The organism is Oceanimonas baumannii, assembly GCF_002245495.1.
GTDB lineage: Bacteria > Pseudomonadota > Gammaproteobacteria > Enterobacterales > Aeromonadaceae > Oceanimonas > Oceanimonas baumannii.
The window spans coordinates 1-16,519 of record NZ_NQJF01000009.1 but is presented as its reverse complement, the minus strand read 5'-3'; the positions used below and the strand labels follow the sequence as shown (position 1 = coordinate 16,519).

15 protein-coding genes and 1 riboswitch are annotated in these 16,519 nt (G+C 54.8%); of the genes, 7 read left to right on the top strand and 8 right to left on the bottom strand.

The window, feature by feature from the left end; all coding sequences use genetic code 11:
• Nucleotides 1-12: 12 nt before the first annotated feature.
• From hslV to argS, 3 genes are all read right to left on the bottom strand, one after another.
• Nucleotides 13-543 carry an ATP-dependent protease subunit HslV gene (gene hslV, locus B6S09_RS11345; protein WP_094278607.1) on the bottom strand — a complete coding sequence of 177 codons (531 nt, stop codon included), beginning with the start codon at nucleotides 541-543 and terminating at the stop codon, nucleotides 13-15.
• 228 nt (nucleotides 544-771) lie between these two features.
• Nucleotides 772-1,362, bottom strand: coding sequence for an SPOR domain-containing protein (locus B6S09_RS11340; protein WP_094278606.1), 591 nt, complete (start codon nucleotides 1,360-1,362; stop codon nucleotides 772-774).
• Between the two features lie 3 nt (nucleotides 1,363-1,365).
• Nucleotides 1,366-3,120, bottom strand: coding sequence for an arginine--tRNA ligase (gene argS, locus B6S09_RS11335; protein ID WP_094278605.1), 1,755 nt, complete (start codon nucleotides 3,118-3,120; stop codon nucleotides 1,366-1,368).
• 239 nt (nucleotides 3,121-3,359) lie between these two features.
• On the opposite strand from argS, the gene B6S09_RS11325 reads away from it, so the two are divergent.
• Nucleotides 3,360-3,950, top strand: a complete 591-nt coding sequence (locus B6S09_RS11325; RefSeq protein ID WP_094278603.1) for an LON peptidase substrate-binding domain-containing protein — start codon at nucleotides 3,360-3,362, stop codon at nucleotides 3,948-3,950.
• Nucleotides 3,951-3,986: 36 nt separating this feature from the next.
• Here B6S09_RS11325 and priA read toward each other — a convergent pair whose 3' ends face one another.
• Nucleotides 3,987-6,197 carry a primosomal protein N' gene (gene priA, locus B6S09_RS11320; protein WP_094278602.1) on the bottom strand — a complete coding sequence of 737 codons (2,211 nt, stop codon included), beginning with the start codon at nucleotides 6,195-6,197 and terminating at the stop codon, nucleotides 3,987-3,989.
• Nucleotides 6,198-6,322: 125 nt separating this feature from the next.
• Between priA and rpmE the strand changes: the two genes are divergently transcribed.
• The 3 genes from rpmE to B6S09_RS11305 all read left to right on the top strand — a co-directional run bounded on the left by rpmE (nucleotide 6,323) and on the right by B6S09_RS11305 (nucleotide 8,756).
• A complete protein-coding gene (rpmE, locus tag B6S09_RS11315; RefSeq protein WP_019934806.1) occupies nucleotides 6,323-6,538 on the top strand; it encodes a 50S ribosomal protein L31 in 216 nt (71 codons plus the stop codon).
• Between the two features lie 115 nt (nucleotides 6,539-6,653).
• The gene (locus B6S09_RS11310; RefSeq protein WP_094278601.1) at nucleotides 6,654-7,391 is read left to right on the top strand and encodes a thermonuclease family protein; all 738 of its coding nucleotides are present in this window, start codon (nucleotides 6,654-6,656) and stop codon (nucleotides 7,389-7,391) included.
• 120 nt (nucleotides 7,392-7,511) lie between these two features.
• Nucleotides 7,512-8,756, top strand: a complete 1,245-nt coding sequence (locus B6S09_RS11305; RefSeq protein WP_094278600.1) for a malic enzyme-like NAD(P)-binding protein — start codon at nucleotides 7,512-7,514, stop codon at nucleotides 8,754-8,756.
• Nucleotides 8,757-8,881: 125 nt separating this feature from the next.
• Here the strand turns inward: B6S09_RS11305 and trmA are convergent, their stop codons facing one another.
• Nucleotides 8,882-9,970 (bottom strand): tRNA (uridine(54)-C5)-methyltransferase TrmA, encoded by a 1,089-nt coding sequence (gene trmA / locus B6S09_RS11300; protein ID WP_094278599.1) that lies wholly within the window; start codon nucleotides 9,968-9,970, stop codon nucleotides 8,882-8,884.
• 133 nt (nucleotides 9,971-10,103) lie between these two features.
• Here trmA and B6S09_RS11295 point away from each other — a divergent pair, with 133 nt between their 5' ends.
• A complete protein-coding gene (locus B6S09_RS11295; protein ID WP_094278598.1) occupies nucleotides 10,104-10,631 on the top strand; it encodes a cobalamin adenosyltransferase family protein in 528 nt (175 codons plus the stop codon).
• Here B6S09_RS11295 and B6S09_RS11290 read toward each other — a convergent pair.
• Complete coding sequence (locus B6S09_RS11290; RefSeq protein WP_094278597.1) at nucleotides 10,625-10,987, bottom strand: hypothetical protein; 363 nt, start codon at nucleotides 10,985-10,987, stop codon at nucleotides 10,625-10,627. The two genes, B6S09_RS11295 and B6S09_RS11290, sit on opposite strands and share 7 nt — an antisense overlap.
• A gap of 11 nt (nucleotides 10,988-10,998) precedes the next feature.
• Complete coding sequence (locus B6S09_RS11285) at nucleotides 10,999-12,351, bottom strand: sulfite oxidase (protein ID WP_094278596.1); 1,353 nt, start codon at nucleotides 12,349-12,351, stop codon at nucleotides 10,999-11,001.
• A gap of 180 nt (nucleotides 12,352-12,531) precedes the next feature.
• Nucleotides 12,532-12,729, top strand: a riboswitch (cobalamin riboswitch).
• Nucleotides 12,730-12,764: 35 nt separating this feature from the next.
• On the opposite strand from B6S09_RS11285, the gene B6S09_RS11280 reads away from it, so the two are divergent.
• Nucleotides 12,765-14,570: a TonB-dependent receptor domain-containing protein gene (locus B6S09_RS11280; RefSeq protein ID WP_094278595.1), complete on the top strand. Its 1,806-nt coding sequence runs from the start codon at nucleotides 12,765-12,767 to the stop codon at nucleotides 14,568-14,570.
• A 98-nt stretch (nucleotides 14,571-14,668) separates the two neighbouring features.
• Nucleotides 14,669-15,457, top strand: coding sequence for a glutamate racemase (gene murI / locus B6S09_RS11275; protein WP_094278594.1), 789 nt, complete (start codon nucleotides 14,669-14,671; stop codon nucleotides 15,455-15,457).
• Between the two features lie 4 nt (nucleotides 15,458-15,461).
• On the opposite strand, the gene B6S09_RS11270 is transcribed toward murI, so the two are convergent.
• Nucleotides 15,462-15,908, bottom strand: coding sequence for an RNA recognition motif domain-containing protein (locus B6S09_RS11270; protein WP_094278593.1), 447 nt, complete (start codon nucleotides 15,906-15,908; stop codon nucleotides 15,462-15,464).
• Nucleotides 15,909-16,519: the final 611 nt, after the last annotated feature.

Genomic DNA, 16,519 nt, shown 5'->3' with positions numbered 1-16,519 from the left:
CGGTGGCTCGTGTTACTGGTCGTAGCTGAGTTCTTCAATGGTCTGGTTGCCGTTGGTATAGACGCATACATCACCGGCAATGGTCAGGGCTTTTTCCACAATATCACGGGCATCCATATCGGTATTTTCCAGCAGAGCACGGGCGGCGGACTGGGCAAAGGGGCCCCCGGAGCCGATGGCGATCAGGTCCTGTTCAGGCTGCACCACGTCGCCGTTACCGGTAATGATAAAGGAGTGTTTAGCGTCGGCTACCGCCAGCAGGGCTTCCAGACGGCGCAGTGCGCGATCGGTCCGCCAGTCTTTAGCCAATGCTACGGCGGCGCGCTCCAGGTTGCCCTGATGCGCCTGCAGTTTGGCTTCAAAGCGTTCCAGCAGAGTAAAGGCATCGGCGGTGCCACCGGCAAAACCGGCCAGTACCTTACCGTTGTGCAGCCGGTGTACCTTGCGGGCGTTGCCTTTCATTACGGTATTGCCCAGGGAAACCTGGCCATCGCCACCGATAACTACCTTGCCGTTACGGCGAACTGAAACGATTGTTGTCACTGTGAACCTCACTTGACGGTGTTGCCGGCCGGGCCGGCGAGAATGTCATGTTCACGAAGATGGGGGCGGGTGAGGAAAACTTCAACCCTGTACCCTCAGTCTTGATAGACAGTTGGCTGCGGCTTGAGCTTGATGACTGACGTTCTGAACGGTATCCGGCAAGCGCTGTGGGAGAGAAATGAAAAGGGAGCGAATGCATCGCTCCCTGTGTGGTACTGCGCGTTTGCGTCAGCCCTGTAACACAATGCAGCTGGTATTGATGCTGTTCATTTTGTGTTTGGCCTGATCTGCCTTGCGCTTGCTGTCGTACGGACCCATGACGACCCGGTACCAGACGCCGTTGCTGCCTTCACTGCGTTTTACTTCCGAGGTCAGCCCCTGAAAGGCAATGCGGGCTTTCAGTTGTTCGGCCTGGGCCGAAGAACGGAACGAGCCACACTGCATATAATAAATTTTGGGCTTGGCATCGGGCTTTTTGCGCTCTTCAGCAGGCTTGGGCGTGCTGACAACAATTTCCTTGTTTTCCAGCTGTTCGATATAGCGCCACTTCTCCACCGGCTTCTGATCGATGGGATTAACCTTTTTGGCCGGGGCGGGAGGGGGCTGTTGAGCTGCTGGCGGTGGGGTTGCCGCCGGTGGCTGACCGGCAGAACCCTTGATCAGGAAAATGATATAGCCAAGGCCACCCAGCAGCAGCACAGCAAAGATGATGGCCAGCCAGGGAGTACGCCGCTCGGGCGCACGGCTGCGGCTGCCGGTACGCGGTTTATTACCCCCCTTTTTCTGGGGCGGGCTGCGGCGAACATAATCCCTGGGCATGGCTTACATACGCTCCAGAGTATCGATGCCCAGCAGAGACAAGCCCTGTTGCAGCACCTTGGCGGTAGCGGCGCACAGCCGCAGACGGCTGGCTCGGGCTTCGGCGGACACGCCATCCTTGTTGATGGGGCAGGCTTCGTAGAAGCTCATAAAGGCGCCGGACAGCTCATACAGATAAAGGCACAGCAGGTGTGGCATACCCTTGTCGGCCACCGACTTGACGGTGTCATTGAACTGCACCAGCTTCTGGGCCAGGGCTTCTTCCGCCGGAGCTTCGATGACCACCTTGCCTGCCAGAGCGTCGGCACTGACGCCGGCCTTGCGGAAGATGGACTGCACCCGGGTGTAGGCATACTGCAGGTAGGGGGCGGTATTACCCTCGAACGACAGCATATTGTCCCAGTCAAAGATGTAATCGGTGGTGCGGCTCTTGGACAGATCGGCGTATTTCACCGCGGCCATGGCCACCCGGTTCACTACCTGAGCCTTTTCCTCGGCACTGAGATCGGTCTGTTTCTGCTCCAGCAGGGCGGCGGCACGCTCTTCCGCTTCGTCGAGCAGATCCACCAGCTTGATGGTGCCGCCGGAGCGGGTCTTGAACGGCCGGCCGTCCTTGCCCAGCATCATGCCAAAGGCATGGTGTTCCAGGCTCATGCTGTCGGGCACATAACCGGCCTTTCGTACTATGGTCCAGGCCTGCATCAGGTGCTGGTGCTGGCGGGAGTCGATGAAATACAGCACCCGGTCGGCTCCCAGCTGCTGGTAACGGTACTTGGCGCAGGCAATGTCGGTGGTGGTGTAGAGAAAACCACCGTCTTTTTTACGCACGATGACACCCATGGGGTCACCGTCCTTGTTTTTGTATTCGTCGAGGTACACCACCAGGGCGCCTTCGTCTTCTACTGCCAGCCCTTGTTGCTGCAGATCGGCGACGATGTCTGCCAGCATGGGGTTGTACATGCTTTCACCCATGACATTGTCCGGGGTCAGCGACACACCCAGGCGGTCGTATACTTGCTGGTTGTGTTGCAGGGTGACGTCAACCAGCTTTTGCCACATATTCAGGCAGTAGGCATCGCCGCCCTGCAGCTTGACCACGTAGTTGCGGGCGCGCTCGGCAAAGTCCGGATCGGCGTCGTACTGCTGCTTGGACTCGCGATAGAACTGCTCCAGATCAGACAGGCCGGAAGACAGCACATCCGGGTTTTCCTGCTCCAGCTTTTCCAGGTAGGCGATCAGCATGCCGAACTGGGTACCCCAGTCGCCGATATGGTTGGCGCGAATCACCTTGTGTCCGAGGAATTCCAGAGTTCGCACCACAGCGTCGCCGATGATGGTGGAGCGCAGGTGGCCTACGTGCATTTCCTTGGCCACGTTGGGGGCGGAGTAGTCCACCACCACGGTTTGTGGTTGCTCGGCTGCCGGCACATTGGCGCGCTCGTCGGCCACCATGGTGTCTACCTGGCGGGCCAGCCAGGCGCTGTCGAGAAAGAAGTTGATAAAGCCGGGGCCGGCCAGCTCGGTTTTGGCCACCAGCTCGGAGGCGGGCAGATTGTCCACCAGCAGCTGGGCCAGGGCGCGGGGGTTCTGGCCGGCGGGTTTGGCCAGCAGCAGCGCCAGGTTGGTGGCCAGATCGCCGTGAGCCTTGTCTTTGGTGCGGTCTACCTGGATACGGGGCTCCAGCTCGGCAGGCAGTTTGCCTTGTTGCTTGAGAGTAGAGACCGTCTGCTCAAGCAGCGCTTGAATATGTTCTTTCATTATCTGTTCACCAAAGTTTGAGACAAGGTCGAAGAAAACCTGAGGGGCCCAAATTCTACTCATAACCAGCGTCAAAAACTACCTTGCAGCGGCCGTAGCGGTTATCTGAAAGCCGTATAAGGTCTGACGGGTCATGTTTCATAGCACCTCCGGCATGGGTTTTATGCGCTTTGGGGGCCACCGATTGGCAAAAGCTGTATTCACTGCTCATGCTGAAGCGAGTAACCAAGGAGTTGTCCATGAGACTGGCATTGCTACCTCTGACCCTGCATTTACTGCCGGAAGGCAGGGTGCCCCTGCGCATTTTTGAGCCGAGATATGTGCGTATGATCGCCGAAGCCGGCAAGGATGACCGCGGCTTTGGTATCGGTATGCTGGAAGATCCTGACGACAATGGCCAAGGTGACCTGTACATGCTGGGTGCCAGGGTAAAAATTGTGGACTTTTATACGCTGGAAGACGGCATGCTGGGCATTACCGTGGAAGCCACCGAACGGTTTCGTATACGGGAGTTGGTCGAAGAAGAGGATGGCCTGCTGCGGGCTGATGTGGAATTGCTCGATAACTGGCGTTCGTGTCGTCTGTCTCCGGTGGAGCAGATCTTGTCCGACAAACTACAGGAAGTGTTTGATGAATATCCCGAACTGGCTGACTTGCATCCCGAGCCCCGCTGGCAGGATGCGGCCTGGGTAACTCAGCGCTGGCTGGAAGTACTGCCGATCAAGAATGATTATACCCAGTTGCTGATGAATGAACCCAGTTGCCGCCGGGCGCTGACCTTTCTGTTGTCGATGATCTCGCCGGATCCCCGGCCCGGCCAACGGCATTGATCCTCCTCTCTTTACTGTCTGCAGACACTGGCAGCCTTACCACAATTCCTGCGGATCCATATCCAGTGACCAGCGTACTTTGCGGGCCGCAGCAAGGGTGTCGGTAATAGCCAGTGCCCGCCGGCAGGCACTGGCCAGATCCCGCCGGTTACTTGCCTGCAGCAGCATCTGATAGCGATATTGTCCGGCCTTGCGTTCCATGCGGGCACTGAATGGCCCCAGGCACAGTACGGTGGCTGGCAGAGCCGGGATCAGTTGCTGGGCAAGCGGTACCAGGAATTCCCGGCAGGCTTCTCCCTGAGTCGCCTGACAGCGAAACAGCGCCTGATAACTGTAGGGCGGCAATCCGGCCTGATGTCGTTCTTCCAGTGCGGTTTGCGCAAAATGGCGATAGCCCTGATTGGCGAGATCCTGCAGCAGGGCATGATCCGGATGATGGGTCTGCAATACAACCCGCCCCGGTTTGCTGGCCCGGCCGGCTCGTCCGGCTACCTGAATATACAGCTGGGCCAGACGTTCAGCGGCACGAAAATCTCCGGCGAACAGGGCGCCGTCCACATCCAGCATGGCGACCAGGGTTACATCGGGGAAATGGTGTCCCTTGGCCAGCATCTGGGTGCCGATCAAAATCTGATATTTGCCGGCACGAATTCCTTCCAGGTGCTGCTCAAAGCTGCCTTTGCGCCGGGTGTTATCCCGGTCGATACGAATGGTGCTGTATTGAGGAAACAGCATGGCCAGCGCCTGCTCTACCTGCTCGGTGCCAAGGCCGGTGCCCACCAGTTGCAGACTGCCGCATTGCGGGCAGTGGGGGGGCTTGGCACGCTGATGATCGCAATGATGGCAGTGCAACCGGTTACCGCTCTTGTGCCAGGTATAATGAGCATCACAGCGTTCACAGTCTGCCAGCCAGCCACAGTCGTGGCACAGCAGAACGGGGGCATAGCCCCTGCGATTGAGAAACAGCATTACCTGATTGCCCTTTTCCAGTTCTTCCGCCATCAGCTGCTGCAACTGGGGGGAGAGCCCGGCTTCCAGTTGCACATGGCGGCTGTCGAGCAGCAGATGTTCGGCAACCGTCGCGCTGCCCGGGCGCTGACTCAGGGTAAGTAACTGATACTTGCCGGAAGCGGCGTTGTGCAGACTCTCAAAGCTGGGGGTGGCCGAGCCCAGCACAATGGGAATGTTGAGCATGCGGGCGCGCAGCAGCGCCAGATCCCGGGCATGATAGCGAAAGCCGTCCTGCTGCTTGAAAGAGCTGTCGTGTTCTTCATCGATAATAATTAACCCCAGCCCGGCAAAGGGAGTCAGCAGGGCAGAACGGGTGCCGATAACAATGGCGGCGCTGCCATCCTTGCAGGCCAGCCAGGCATCCAGCCGCTCCCGTTCGTTCATGGCCGAGTGCAGGGTGCACACCGGCAGGGGAAAGCGATGCTGAAAGCGGGCGATGGTCTGGGGAGTAAGGCCAATTTCCGGCACCATCACCAGCACCTGTTTACCCGCTTTTAATACCGGCTCCATGGCCTGCAAATAGACTTCTGTCTTGCCCGAGCCGGTAATGCCTTCCAGCAAAAAGGGGCTGAAACCGCCGGCCTGTTGCAGCAGGCTGACGGCCAGTGCCTGCTCCGTGGTCAGGCGTGGTTTTCCATCCTCATTAATGTGGATATGGCTGTGCCAGTCGATGCGATCAGGCAGGCACTCCCGCTTTTCCGCCAGTTGTTTTTTGGCCAGCGCATTCAGCGTGGCAGAAGTGACCCCCCGGGCTGCCAGCTCACCCGGGGTCATGGGGCCTTGTTGCAGCAGTTCATAGGCCTGGCGTTGTTTGATTGCCCGGCTGAGTGTGCTGCTGTCGCCTTCCAGTAAATGCCAGATCTCTACCGGCTTGTAGCCGGCATCCTCGCCCTTGCGTAACAGGGTGGGCAGGGCTTGCAGGTATACTTCTCCCGGAGGGTGCAGATAATATTGCGCCGCCCAGGCCAGTAACTGCAGTTCGGCTTCGGAGAGCACCGGTGTATTGTCGATGACAGCGGTTACCGGTTTGATGCGGGACATATCAATGTCGGCTTGTTGCGGATGGGACAACACGAGCCCTACCAGAGTCCGGTTGCCAAAAGGCACCTTTACCCGGCAGCCCGGGGCAGGCAATGGCAGCGGACAAAGATAATCGAACTCCCGGCGCAGCGGTACGGGCAGCACTATCCGTAGCAAGGCTTGGGCTGCCGGTGGCGTTATTGCTGATTTTTTCATCCGCATTTTCCTTGCCTGAAAAAAGGCGATCCTATATTATTCGCACCCTTCACAAAACGTGTATCACTCGTGTGGTGTCTGGCTCAGGATCAGATAGCGACACGGCCTACTGACAGAGGTTGTCCATGAAACAAGGTATCCATCCGGAATACAAAGAAATTGTTGCCAAATGTTCTTGCGGTAACGAGATCAAAACCCGCTCTACTCTGGGCCATGATCTGAACCTGGACGTTTGCTCTTCTTGCCACCCCTTCTTTACCGGCAAGCAGAAGATTCTTGACACCGGCGGCCGCGTTGATCGCTTCAACAAGCGTTTCGGCGTACTGGGCAGCAAAAAATAAGCTGTCTTACCGGTTTAAAAAAGCGCCTGCGGGCGCTTTTTTATTGTCTGTAATTTGCGTTGCCGTTCCTTTTCTACCATGGTTACTCAGGCCTGACCGACCCCGGTATGCCGCCATGCTGACTTCGCTGTGCCTTTTTTTGCTTCTTTTATTCTCGTTTGAGGCCCTCTCCGCCTGCCCACTTTTCACCAAGTATGAAACTGCACGTGTTAAAAAAGTAATAGACGGAGATACTGTCCATTTGGCTGGTGGTAGACGTATTCGCTTTATAGGTATAGATACGCCGGAATTATACAAAAACGGGCGTTTTGCGCCTGAGCCCGGTGCATGGAAAGCCCGGCAGTGGTTGCGTAATAAATTACCTGAAGGGAGTCATATGAAACTGGTTTTTGCGTCAAAAAGGCGTGATGATTATGGTCGCCTTTTGGCTTATCCACTGACAAATGACGGGCAATTGCTGGTAAAAAACATGCTGGCAGAGGGATTGGGCGAACTGATGTTATTTGAGCCTAATCACCATTACTGGTCGTGTCTGCTGCAGGCCGAGCAGCATGCCCGCGGGCAGCAACAAGGTATCTGGTCCGGTGCGATACCGGCAGCGCCAGTAAATCCCGGTTGGCAGTATCTGCTGGTAACAGTGCAAGGCATCCATACCTATCGCCATGGTGTCACACTGATGAGTGAAAGCGGGCTGAAGCTCCGGGCCGGCCGAGAGCTGCCTGCTGCAGCGCTCAGTATCCTGCGCCGGCTTGAGCCCGGCGATCGGTTGTTTGTGCGCGGCAGGGTTCACCAGCGTCACTCAGGCTGGCTGCTTTGGCTGAATCATCCCTGGCAGTTTTACCGTGAAAAATAAGTGGATCGGACTGGGCAAGGTGAAAAAAGTTGATTAATATCACATTGTATAAACATTGTGATAAAGTTGTTCACAGTGCAATCAAATAAATGTCTACAACCGCATCAGGGTACTCGCAAAATGACCGACTTTCGTCAAAAAGCGCTCGACTATCATGCTTTCCCCAAGCCGGGCAAAATCTCCGTTGAAATCAGCAAGCCGGCGGAAACCGCCAAGGATCTGGCGCTGGCCTACAGCCCGGGTGTAGCCGAGCCGGTACGTGAAATCGCCGCCGATCCGGAAAATGCCTACAAATACACAGCGAAAGGCAACCTGGTCGCGGTTATTTCCAACGGCACCGCTATTCTGGGACTGGGCAACCTGGGTCCCATGGCTTCCAAACCCGTTATGGAAGGTAAGGCTCTGTTGTTTAAGCGCTTTGCCGGTCTTGACTCTGTTGATATCGAAGTGAAACACCGCACTACCGAAGAGTTCATCCAGACTGTTGAGTCCATTGCTGACACCTTTGGTGGTATCAACCTGGAAGATATCAAAGCACCCGAGTGCTTTGAAATTGAGCGTGAACTGATCGAGCGCTGCAACGTGCCCGTATTCCACGATGACCAGCACGGTACTGCGATCGTGACGGCTGCCGGCCTGATTAACTCGCTGGAAGTTCAGGGTAAGAACATCGCCGATGCACATATTGTGTGTATGGGTGCCGGTGCTGCTGCCGTTGCCTGTATGGAGCTGCTGATTAAGTGTGGCGCTCAGCGTGAAAACATCTATATGCTGGATCGTAACGGTGTTATCCATACCCGTCGTGACGATCTTAACGAGTACAAGGCGCTGTTTGCCAATAACACCGACAAGCGTACCCTGGAAGACGTTATCACCGATGCCGATGTATTTGTCGGTGTGTCTGGCCCGGATGTGTTGCCGGCTGAAGCGATCAAGCTGATGGCGCCGAACCCTGTTATTTTCGCCTGTTCCAACCCGGATCCGGAGATCAAGCCCGAACTGGCTCATGCCACCCGTCAGGATCTGGTGATGGGCACCGGTCGTTCCGACTATCCTAACCAGGTAAATAATGTGCTGTGCTTCCCCTTCATTTTCCGTGGTGCTCTGGACGTGCGTGCGAGCCGGATTAACGATGAGATGAAAGTGGCTGCTGTTGAGGCGATCCGTGCTCTGGCCAAAGAGCCGGTGCCGCAGGAAGTGCTGACTGCTTCCGGTGACGAGGCGCTGGAATTTGGTAAAGACTACGTTATTCCGAAGCCGATGGATCCGCGCCTGTTGCCCCGAGTGGCTCGTGCCGTGGCCGTTGCCGCCGTGGAATCCGGCGTGGCCCGTATTGAGCTGCCGGCCAACTACATGCTGGACTAAGCCGTCCGGGCAGGTCAGAGAGGAGCTTCGGCTCCTCTTTTTTTGGCCTGAGCTCGAGTGCCGACGATAAAAAGGGAAGCCGGAGCTTCCCTTTTTCGTTACTGGATGCCGGCAACTTCCCCTATCTATTTTCGCGTCAGATAGACACCTGCTTCCATATGATGGGTGTAAGGGAACTGGTCAAACAGTGCAAAACGGCTGATCTGATGAGTCTGGCTGAGGCTCTCCAGGTTCTGACGGAGGGTGTCCGGGTTACAGGAGATGTACACGATATTCTCGTATTCCTGCACCAGTTGTACCGTGTCCTTATCCAGTCCGGCCCGGGGTGGGTCCACCAGTATGGTATTGCATTCATAGCTTTGCAGGTCGACGCCCTGGAGCCGGCGGAACTCGCGCACGCCGCGCATGGCCTGGGTGAACTCTTCTGCCGACATGCGCAGTATGGTGACGTTATCTATGGCATTGGCGGCGATGTTGTACTGGGCTGATTTCACCGACGAACTGGAAATTTCAGTGGCCAGAACCCGGCGGAAGTTTGTCGCCATGGCCAGTGAGAAGTTACCGTTACCGCAGTAAAGCTCCAGCAAATCACCGCTGGCGTCCTGAGTTACGTTCAGTGCCCAGCCCAGCATCTTTTCATTCATTCGGCCATTGGGCTGAGTGAAGCTGTTTTCTACCTGCTGATACACCAGCTCCTTGCCGGCTACCTGCAGTTTCTCCACCACATAATCCTGGTCATGCACCAGTTTCTGCTTTTTGGCGCGGCCGATGATGTGTGCTTCAATACCGTGGCTTTGCAGAAAGACGCGCAGCTCCTGCACGGCGCCCTGCCAGTCCTCATTCAGCTGACGGTGATAGAGCAGGCTGATGACCAGCTCACCGCTGAGAGAGGACAGAAAGTCTATCTGGAACAGCTTGCGCCGCAGCACCGGATTGGGGCGCAGAGCCTCCAGCAGTAATGGCATTGTGGTATTAATCAGCCGTGAGGCGGCGGGGAACTGCTCAATGCGGTATTTTTCCCGGGTAGCCTGATTGAACATGATGTAGTAGAGGTCGTCACCTTCATGCCACACCCGGAACTCGGCCCGCATACGGTAGTGCTCGGGCTCGGAGGCAAACACTTCCAGACGGGGCGGGTTAAAGGGAGCAAAAATTTGCTCCAGCCGGGCGGCTTTTTCATCCAGTTGAGCCTGGTAGTGGTCTAGGGTGCTCATGACATGCCTCACTTTAAAACGGAGCGCAAATTCTACGGGTTGCGGCGGATTTGTCCAGTTGGCGCAGGTGTACTGGTGGCCGCGCCGTGTTTGCCAGACTTCAACCAGCCTATTTCTTTCAGGAAGCAAACTCATGCGAAGACCGAAGCCGGAGGATTTACGGGAATGGTGTTATCCCTTTATCTATGAAACCCGTCTGACTTGTGATTATGAAATTCTTACCGATGAACTGTGCTGCCATGTCGGTGTGGTGCTGGCGGCTTTGCCCGAGGGTTGTGATGACATCCGTCTTGACCTTGAGCAGCTGCAACCGCTCATTTATAACCTCAATGGGTCGGTTCGGGGGAAAAACGGAATTTTTGAGCGGGATATTGAGTGGCTTAAAGGTCGGTACAGTCATTACCGGCAACAGACAGAGGGCAGGGTTACGGGGTTTGTATTGCCGCGCGGCCCGCTGCCGGTGACATATCTGCACCTGTGCCGCTGTACCGGTAAAAAGATAGTCCGCATGTTGGTTCGGCTGGAGGAGGAGGGCAGAGCTTTCGAAGAAACCCTGCCCCGTTTTGCCAATGTGCTGGCCAACTTCTTTTTTGTGCTGACCGTGGTTATCAAGGCCAGGTTAGATGTGGAAGAAGAGCCTTACATCAGTGTCAATTACTGAGCTGGCGGCTGGCGATAGGGGTTTTCTGGCAATTGAGCGGCCCGTAGTGGTGGCCGGCGTGCTCCTTCTTTCGGGCCGTAGGCGCTGCTAAGGTAGGTCAGGATGGTCTCTTCGGTTTTGGCATCGAAGGGCCACAGCCCCTGCTTTTCCTGCATCCAGCGAATCAGTGACAACCAGTGTTCACGGCTGCCGCTGTTTTGCGTCACCAGTTTGGATGAATGGCAGGCAATGCAGTTATTGCGTACCGTCTCCCAGCCGGGAGCGATAATAAAACCGGTTTGGGGATCCTGTTCGGCGGTCAGGCCCGGACTGCTGGCCAGCCCTATCATTAATCCCAGTGCGGCAGTGCGTATCATGCTGGAGCCTCCTAAACGATTTGTATCGCAATACGATGACAGGCATTGTTGAGATAGCCTTTGGGGTTCCAGCCCGGTACTACCATAGGCTGTGCTGTACCTTCGCTGTCCACGGCCTTGGCCCAGACTTCGTAATATCCTTTTTCAGGAAAGGTCAGTTCACTGTGCCAGTGTTGCCAGGCAAGTCGATTGGCCGGCTTGCGCAGTTCTGCCTTGTGCCAGGTAGCCCCAAAATCGATGGACAGATGCAATTCGTTAACTTCCAGATCGCCGGCCCAGGCATGGCCCCGCACCGCCAGAGGCTGACCCTGTGTATGAGTAATGCCGGTTGCAGGAAAGGTGATCAATGACTTCACCGGCATGGATTCGATGATTTCCATGTCTTCGTTCGGTACTTGAGTGCCTGGGGCCACCGGATATTTGGGCACACTGTAGGAGGGTGCAGCCATCTTGTTGCCGTCGTGTACCTGATTACGGATAACGATTTTTTTCAGCCACTTGCCCGAGGTGGAAGCGGGCCAGCCGCCGCATACCAGTCGTAGGGGGTGTCCGTTAAGCACGGGCATATCTTCGTCATTCATGGCCCAGGCGATCAGGGTTTCATCTTCCAGTGCCTTGGACATGGGTACTCCCCGGGAAATCGATGCTTTGCTCGGGTCACCACTGGGGTGTAAATCACCACCATAATAGCCAATATAAACGGCATCTTGCTTGATACCACAAGCTTCCAGCACATCCCGTAACCGTACCCCGGTAAATTTGGGGCTGGCGACGGCTCCTGTGGTCCACTGGTTGCCGCTGGCTGCTGGTACGTATTCGCTGCGGCCGTTGCCGCCGCACTCTACCGTCAGCTGATAGCTGTGGTGTTCAAATCGTTCCTTGAGCTCGGCAATGGTAAAGGTGGTTGGTTTTTCACAGGACTCACCGGCAATTTCCAGCGTCCAGTTATCCGGGTTGAGTGCTTTTATGTCGGGTAACAGGCCGTTGTTACGAACAAACATGTGTTTGGCCGGTGTGATTTCATCATCCAGCAAATGAGGCGGTGTTTCTGCGTTAATGGGCCTGTCATTGAGCACGGTGAGGCCTTCCTTGCCCGGTAAGGCAAAGGGCTCATCGGACTGAGCAAATGCGGCGGGAATAAGTCCTGCCGGCATGTGTTTGGCAAAGGGGATACTGGCACCCAGAGCGGTTGCCATGGCCAGCAGCCCGCTGCGTTTTAAGAAACCGCGGCGGCTGCCCGGATCGGTTTCACGGCCCCAAAGCTGTTGGTCGGCGCTAATGGGGTCTTCCCGGTAGAGTTCATGTAACCCCCTCTGAGCTTCGGTGGACTTATTGCTGGAATGATTGTCGGAATCGCTGGCCATGATGTTCTCTCCCTGAGGTTTGTATTTCAATAGTAGGTGACCGAAAGGAAAGGCTATCAAATATAGTGTGGTTAAATATATGTAAATGAATTGTGAGTGGGAGCTGGTTCAAATTTCACAAGCGTCTGCACTGTCGGCTAATCCTTACCATTCATACATATACACTCAGTTAACCTTTTTTTATAATGCCTGCGCTTTGGTGCCGACAGGCGTAAACGGGAATCCGGTGTAAATCCGGAGCTGGCGCGCAGCGGTAAAAAGGAACGAAAGCGACATGGGGTAACCCGGGCACTGCCGTAAGGTGGGAAGCCGTCGCTGTAGGAGGGCAACTTGTCCGAGCCTTTAAGTCCGAATACCTGCCAAAGAGAGAATCACAAGGCCTGTGGGCCTCACTACGCGAACTAGGGAAGAACATGTCCAAAAAGCTGCTGGCAACCGCACTGTTGCCATGGGTCGCCTTTGCCCAGAATTCAACAGACCCCACTAATATTACCATTTACAACCGGGTAGAGCAGCCGCTTACCAGTGCCTTGGCCCCGGTGGAAGTAATCACCAAAGCAGATATTGAACGGCGTCAGCCTCGTTCTCTGGTAGATTTGCTGGAAACCTTGCCCGGTATGCAGTTTGGTTCCCAGTATGGCGGAATTGGCCAGGGCTCCAGTCTCTTTGTGCGTGGCACCAACTCTGATCATGTACTGGTATTGTTTAATGGCCGGCCATTGGCACAGATGGTTTCCAGTAATGTGGACTTCAGCAAGCTTCCGGTCAGTAACGTAGAGCGTATTGAATATATTCGTGGCCCGCGGGCCGCCATTTATGGCTCTCAGGCGATTGGCGGTGTTGTGAATATTATCACCACGTCACAGGTTAATACTGCCAAGGTGGGGATAACTGCCGGCAGCAATGATTACTATGCGGCTGATGTTTCCATTAACCGCTGGGTAACCGAAGCTACTCGTCTGCAATTGGCTGGCGGCTACCGGGAAACCCGGGGATTTGATGTGATCCCCGGCAATAGTCAGACTGACAGGGACGGCTTCGACAGCAAAACCCTGACACTGGGTATTGAGCATCAGCTGAATCCGTACTGGACCGCCAACGCCAACTTTAATGGTTGGGAGAATAATCTTGAGTATGACTATTACGAGCCGGTATGGATAACGGCTGGCTCTGATCAGAATCATACCGAAGCCTATCAGGTAGACGCCGGCCTGCAATATAAAGGTGACCAGCTGTCTGGTCAGCTGAATGCCGGCTATGGCGAGTATGAGGCCGAAGACTGGAACAAAGAGCAGGGCCGTCATACTGCCGGTATTATCAACACGGCAACAACCCGTATTGACGGTCTGTTCCAGTACCATTATTCCGATCACGGTTATGTGCTAACCGGAATGGATTGGCAGCAGGACAGACTGAAGGCTAAAAGCACCGCTGCCGATGCGCGGGAGCGGGATAATACCGGTGTATATGCGTCAGTGTTTCATCAGTGGGCCCCCTTGTCACTGGAGCTGACAGGGCGAGTTGATGACAACGAGCAATTTGATACTCATGGTACCTGGCAGAGTGCCCTGTCCCTGGCATTGCCTGCACATCACAAGGTGACGCTGAGCTATGGGACCGCCTTCAAGGCACCTACTTTCAGTAATTTGTATGGGTATGGTGGTAATACTGAACTGAAGCCCGAAGAATCTGAAAACTGGGAGCTTGGCCTGAGCGGTGACTATGAACTGGTTGACTGGCAGGTAAACCTGTATCGCAACAAGATTGATAACCTGATTGTGTATCAGGGGGGCTACGTTAACTCAACGAAAAACACCGATGCACTTATCAAGGGTGTTGAGCTGATTGCCAATGTGGATACCGGCCCTGTGCACCATGTCTTCAGTTATGATTACACGGATGCAAAAGATGAAAACAATAATGGTCTTCAGCTGGCACGCCGTGCCAAGAACAAGTTCAGCTGGACTGGTGACATTGATGTAGCAAATGCCAACCTGTTTGCTCAGGCGCTTTATGTGGGGGAGCGTAATGACAGTGCTTACAGCAATGTTGTTATGCCTTCCTATACTGTCTGGAATATCGGGGCCAGCTACCCGCTGACCTCCAGCCTGACCCTGAACGGCAAGATCAATAATTTGTTCGATAAGGATTATCAGGTCGTTGATGGCTACGATGCGCCCGATATGGAGTTCTACGTCGGTGCCGACTACCGCTTCTGATGATCATGGTGTTCTGTTCCAAGCCGGCCTCAGCGCCGGCTTTTTTCTTTTTAGAGCGTTAGCGTTATGATGTCGTCCTTGCACAGCGAGGGCAGTCAGTGGCAAACATTCTTATCTTTGACTCCGGTATGGGCGGCCTTTCCGTTTATCGGGAGGTACACCGTGCACTACCGGGACATCAGTATTTCTACCTGTTCGATAATGCCTGTTTTCCCTATGGAGAGCTGGGCGAGGTTCGCCTGGTGGAACGGGTGATCGAGTTGCTGACCTCTTTTGTGCCTTATTACAACATTGATATTGTGGTGGTTGCCTGCAACACCGCCAGTACTTATGTGCTGCCAGCCCTGCGCGATCGTCTGCATATTCCTGTGGTGGGAGTGGTGCCGGCCATCAAACCGGCGGCAGAGTACTGCCGCTCGCAGGGGCTGAGTCATATTGGTCTGCTGGCTACGCCGGGTACCGTGTCTCGCCGCTATACGGCTGATCTGGTACAGCGTTTTGCTGCTGATATGCAAGTGTCCATGCTGGGAACGACCGAACTGGTAAAAATGGCTGAAGATAAACTGGCTGGCCAGCGTGTCGATATCACCCGTCTTTCCCGCATTCTTGCACCCTGGCGAGATAAAGGTGGCCCCGATGTACTGGTGCTGGGATGTACTCATTTTCCATTGCTTGCTGGTGAGTTGAGCCAGTGTCTGCCTCGGGTCGAACTGATGGACTCCGGCGAAGCGATTGCCCGTCGGGTTGCCGATCTGTTGTTGCAGTCATCTGTTGCAGAGGGGCCTGCCGGTAAAGTGTATTGCACAGAACTAACAGCAAAAGCACGGAGCCAAGGCCGTGCTTTTGCTCAGGAGGGATTTGAGGACATTACTCGGTTCGTAGGCTGAGCCCTCAGTCAGAAGAATCGTTTTCTTCTTCTTTACGTTCGTTTGCTTCCCTGACCTTTAAGGTCCGCTGCTGGAACTCGCTGTCGTTCAGGGCCTCTTTGGCCTTGCCAGCTTCACTTTCCGGCATCTCTACAAAACCAAAACCCCGGCGTTTGCCGGTGTTTCTGTCTTTCATCAGTCTTACTGACAGCACCTGGCCGAACTGCTCAAACAAATTCCGGACCACGGCCTCATTGGCACGGTAAGGCAAGTTGCCAACATAAAGCGTCACTGTCGCCGTTTCCCGGTCAGCAGGGGCTTTGGTGAGCAGCGGAACGGCGACACCGCCAACCAGCACACCAAAGCCAAACCAAAGTGCGTAAGAGGATGCGGTAAAAAACGCGATCAGTATGCCGCCAAGCAGGGCCAGCAACACGGGACAAATAAGAGGATAACGCTGGAGTAGCTTCATTGATGATAGAGTCTCTTATGAATAAACGTAAAAAATGGCACACCACGCTCACAGCATAGCTTCAATCGGGCTTCATGACCTCGGTGAAGTGTTTATTCCTTGATATAAACGTGATCAAGGGCCATTCACAGTGGTCTTGTTGGTGAAAAATTGTCCACTAATGATGTCGGAAAGGCGGAGTTTGTGTATAACTCTGTGGTTAACATGTGGTTTTGCTGGGTTGTTGAGCGGTTGGCGATAAAGGGCGTGTTTTTATCAAAAAAGCCCTTGCGCAAAATCCGCGGCTCCCTATAATGCGCACCCACTGACACGGGGCAACACGCCAACGGTCACAAACGTTGAAAGCGAACAAAACAAAGTTCAAATCAACGCTTGACGAACACCAAGAGTTGCGTAGAATACGCAGCCCTGACCAGCGAAAGCGGTCACGCTCTTTAACAATTTATCAAGCAAACTGTGTGGGCACTCGCAGTCGATTGAGAAACAAAAAATATTGTTTTTCAATGATTTGTGAAGTGCACTAGAAATAGCAGCAATTCAGATATTCATTGAGCATCAAATCTTTAATTGAAGAGTTTGATCATGGCTCAGATTGAACGCTGGCGGCAGGC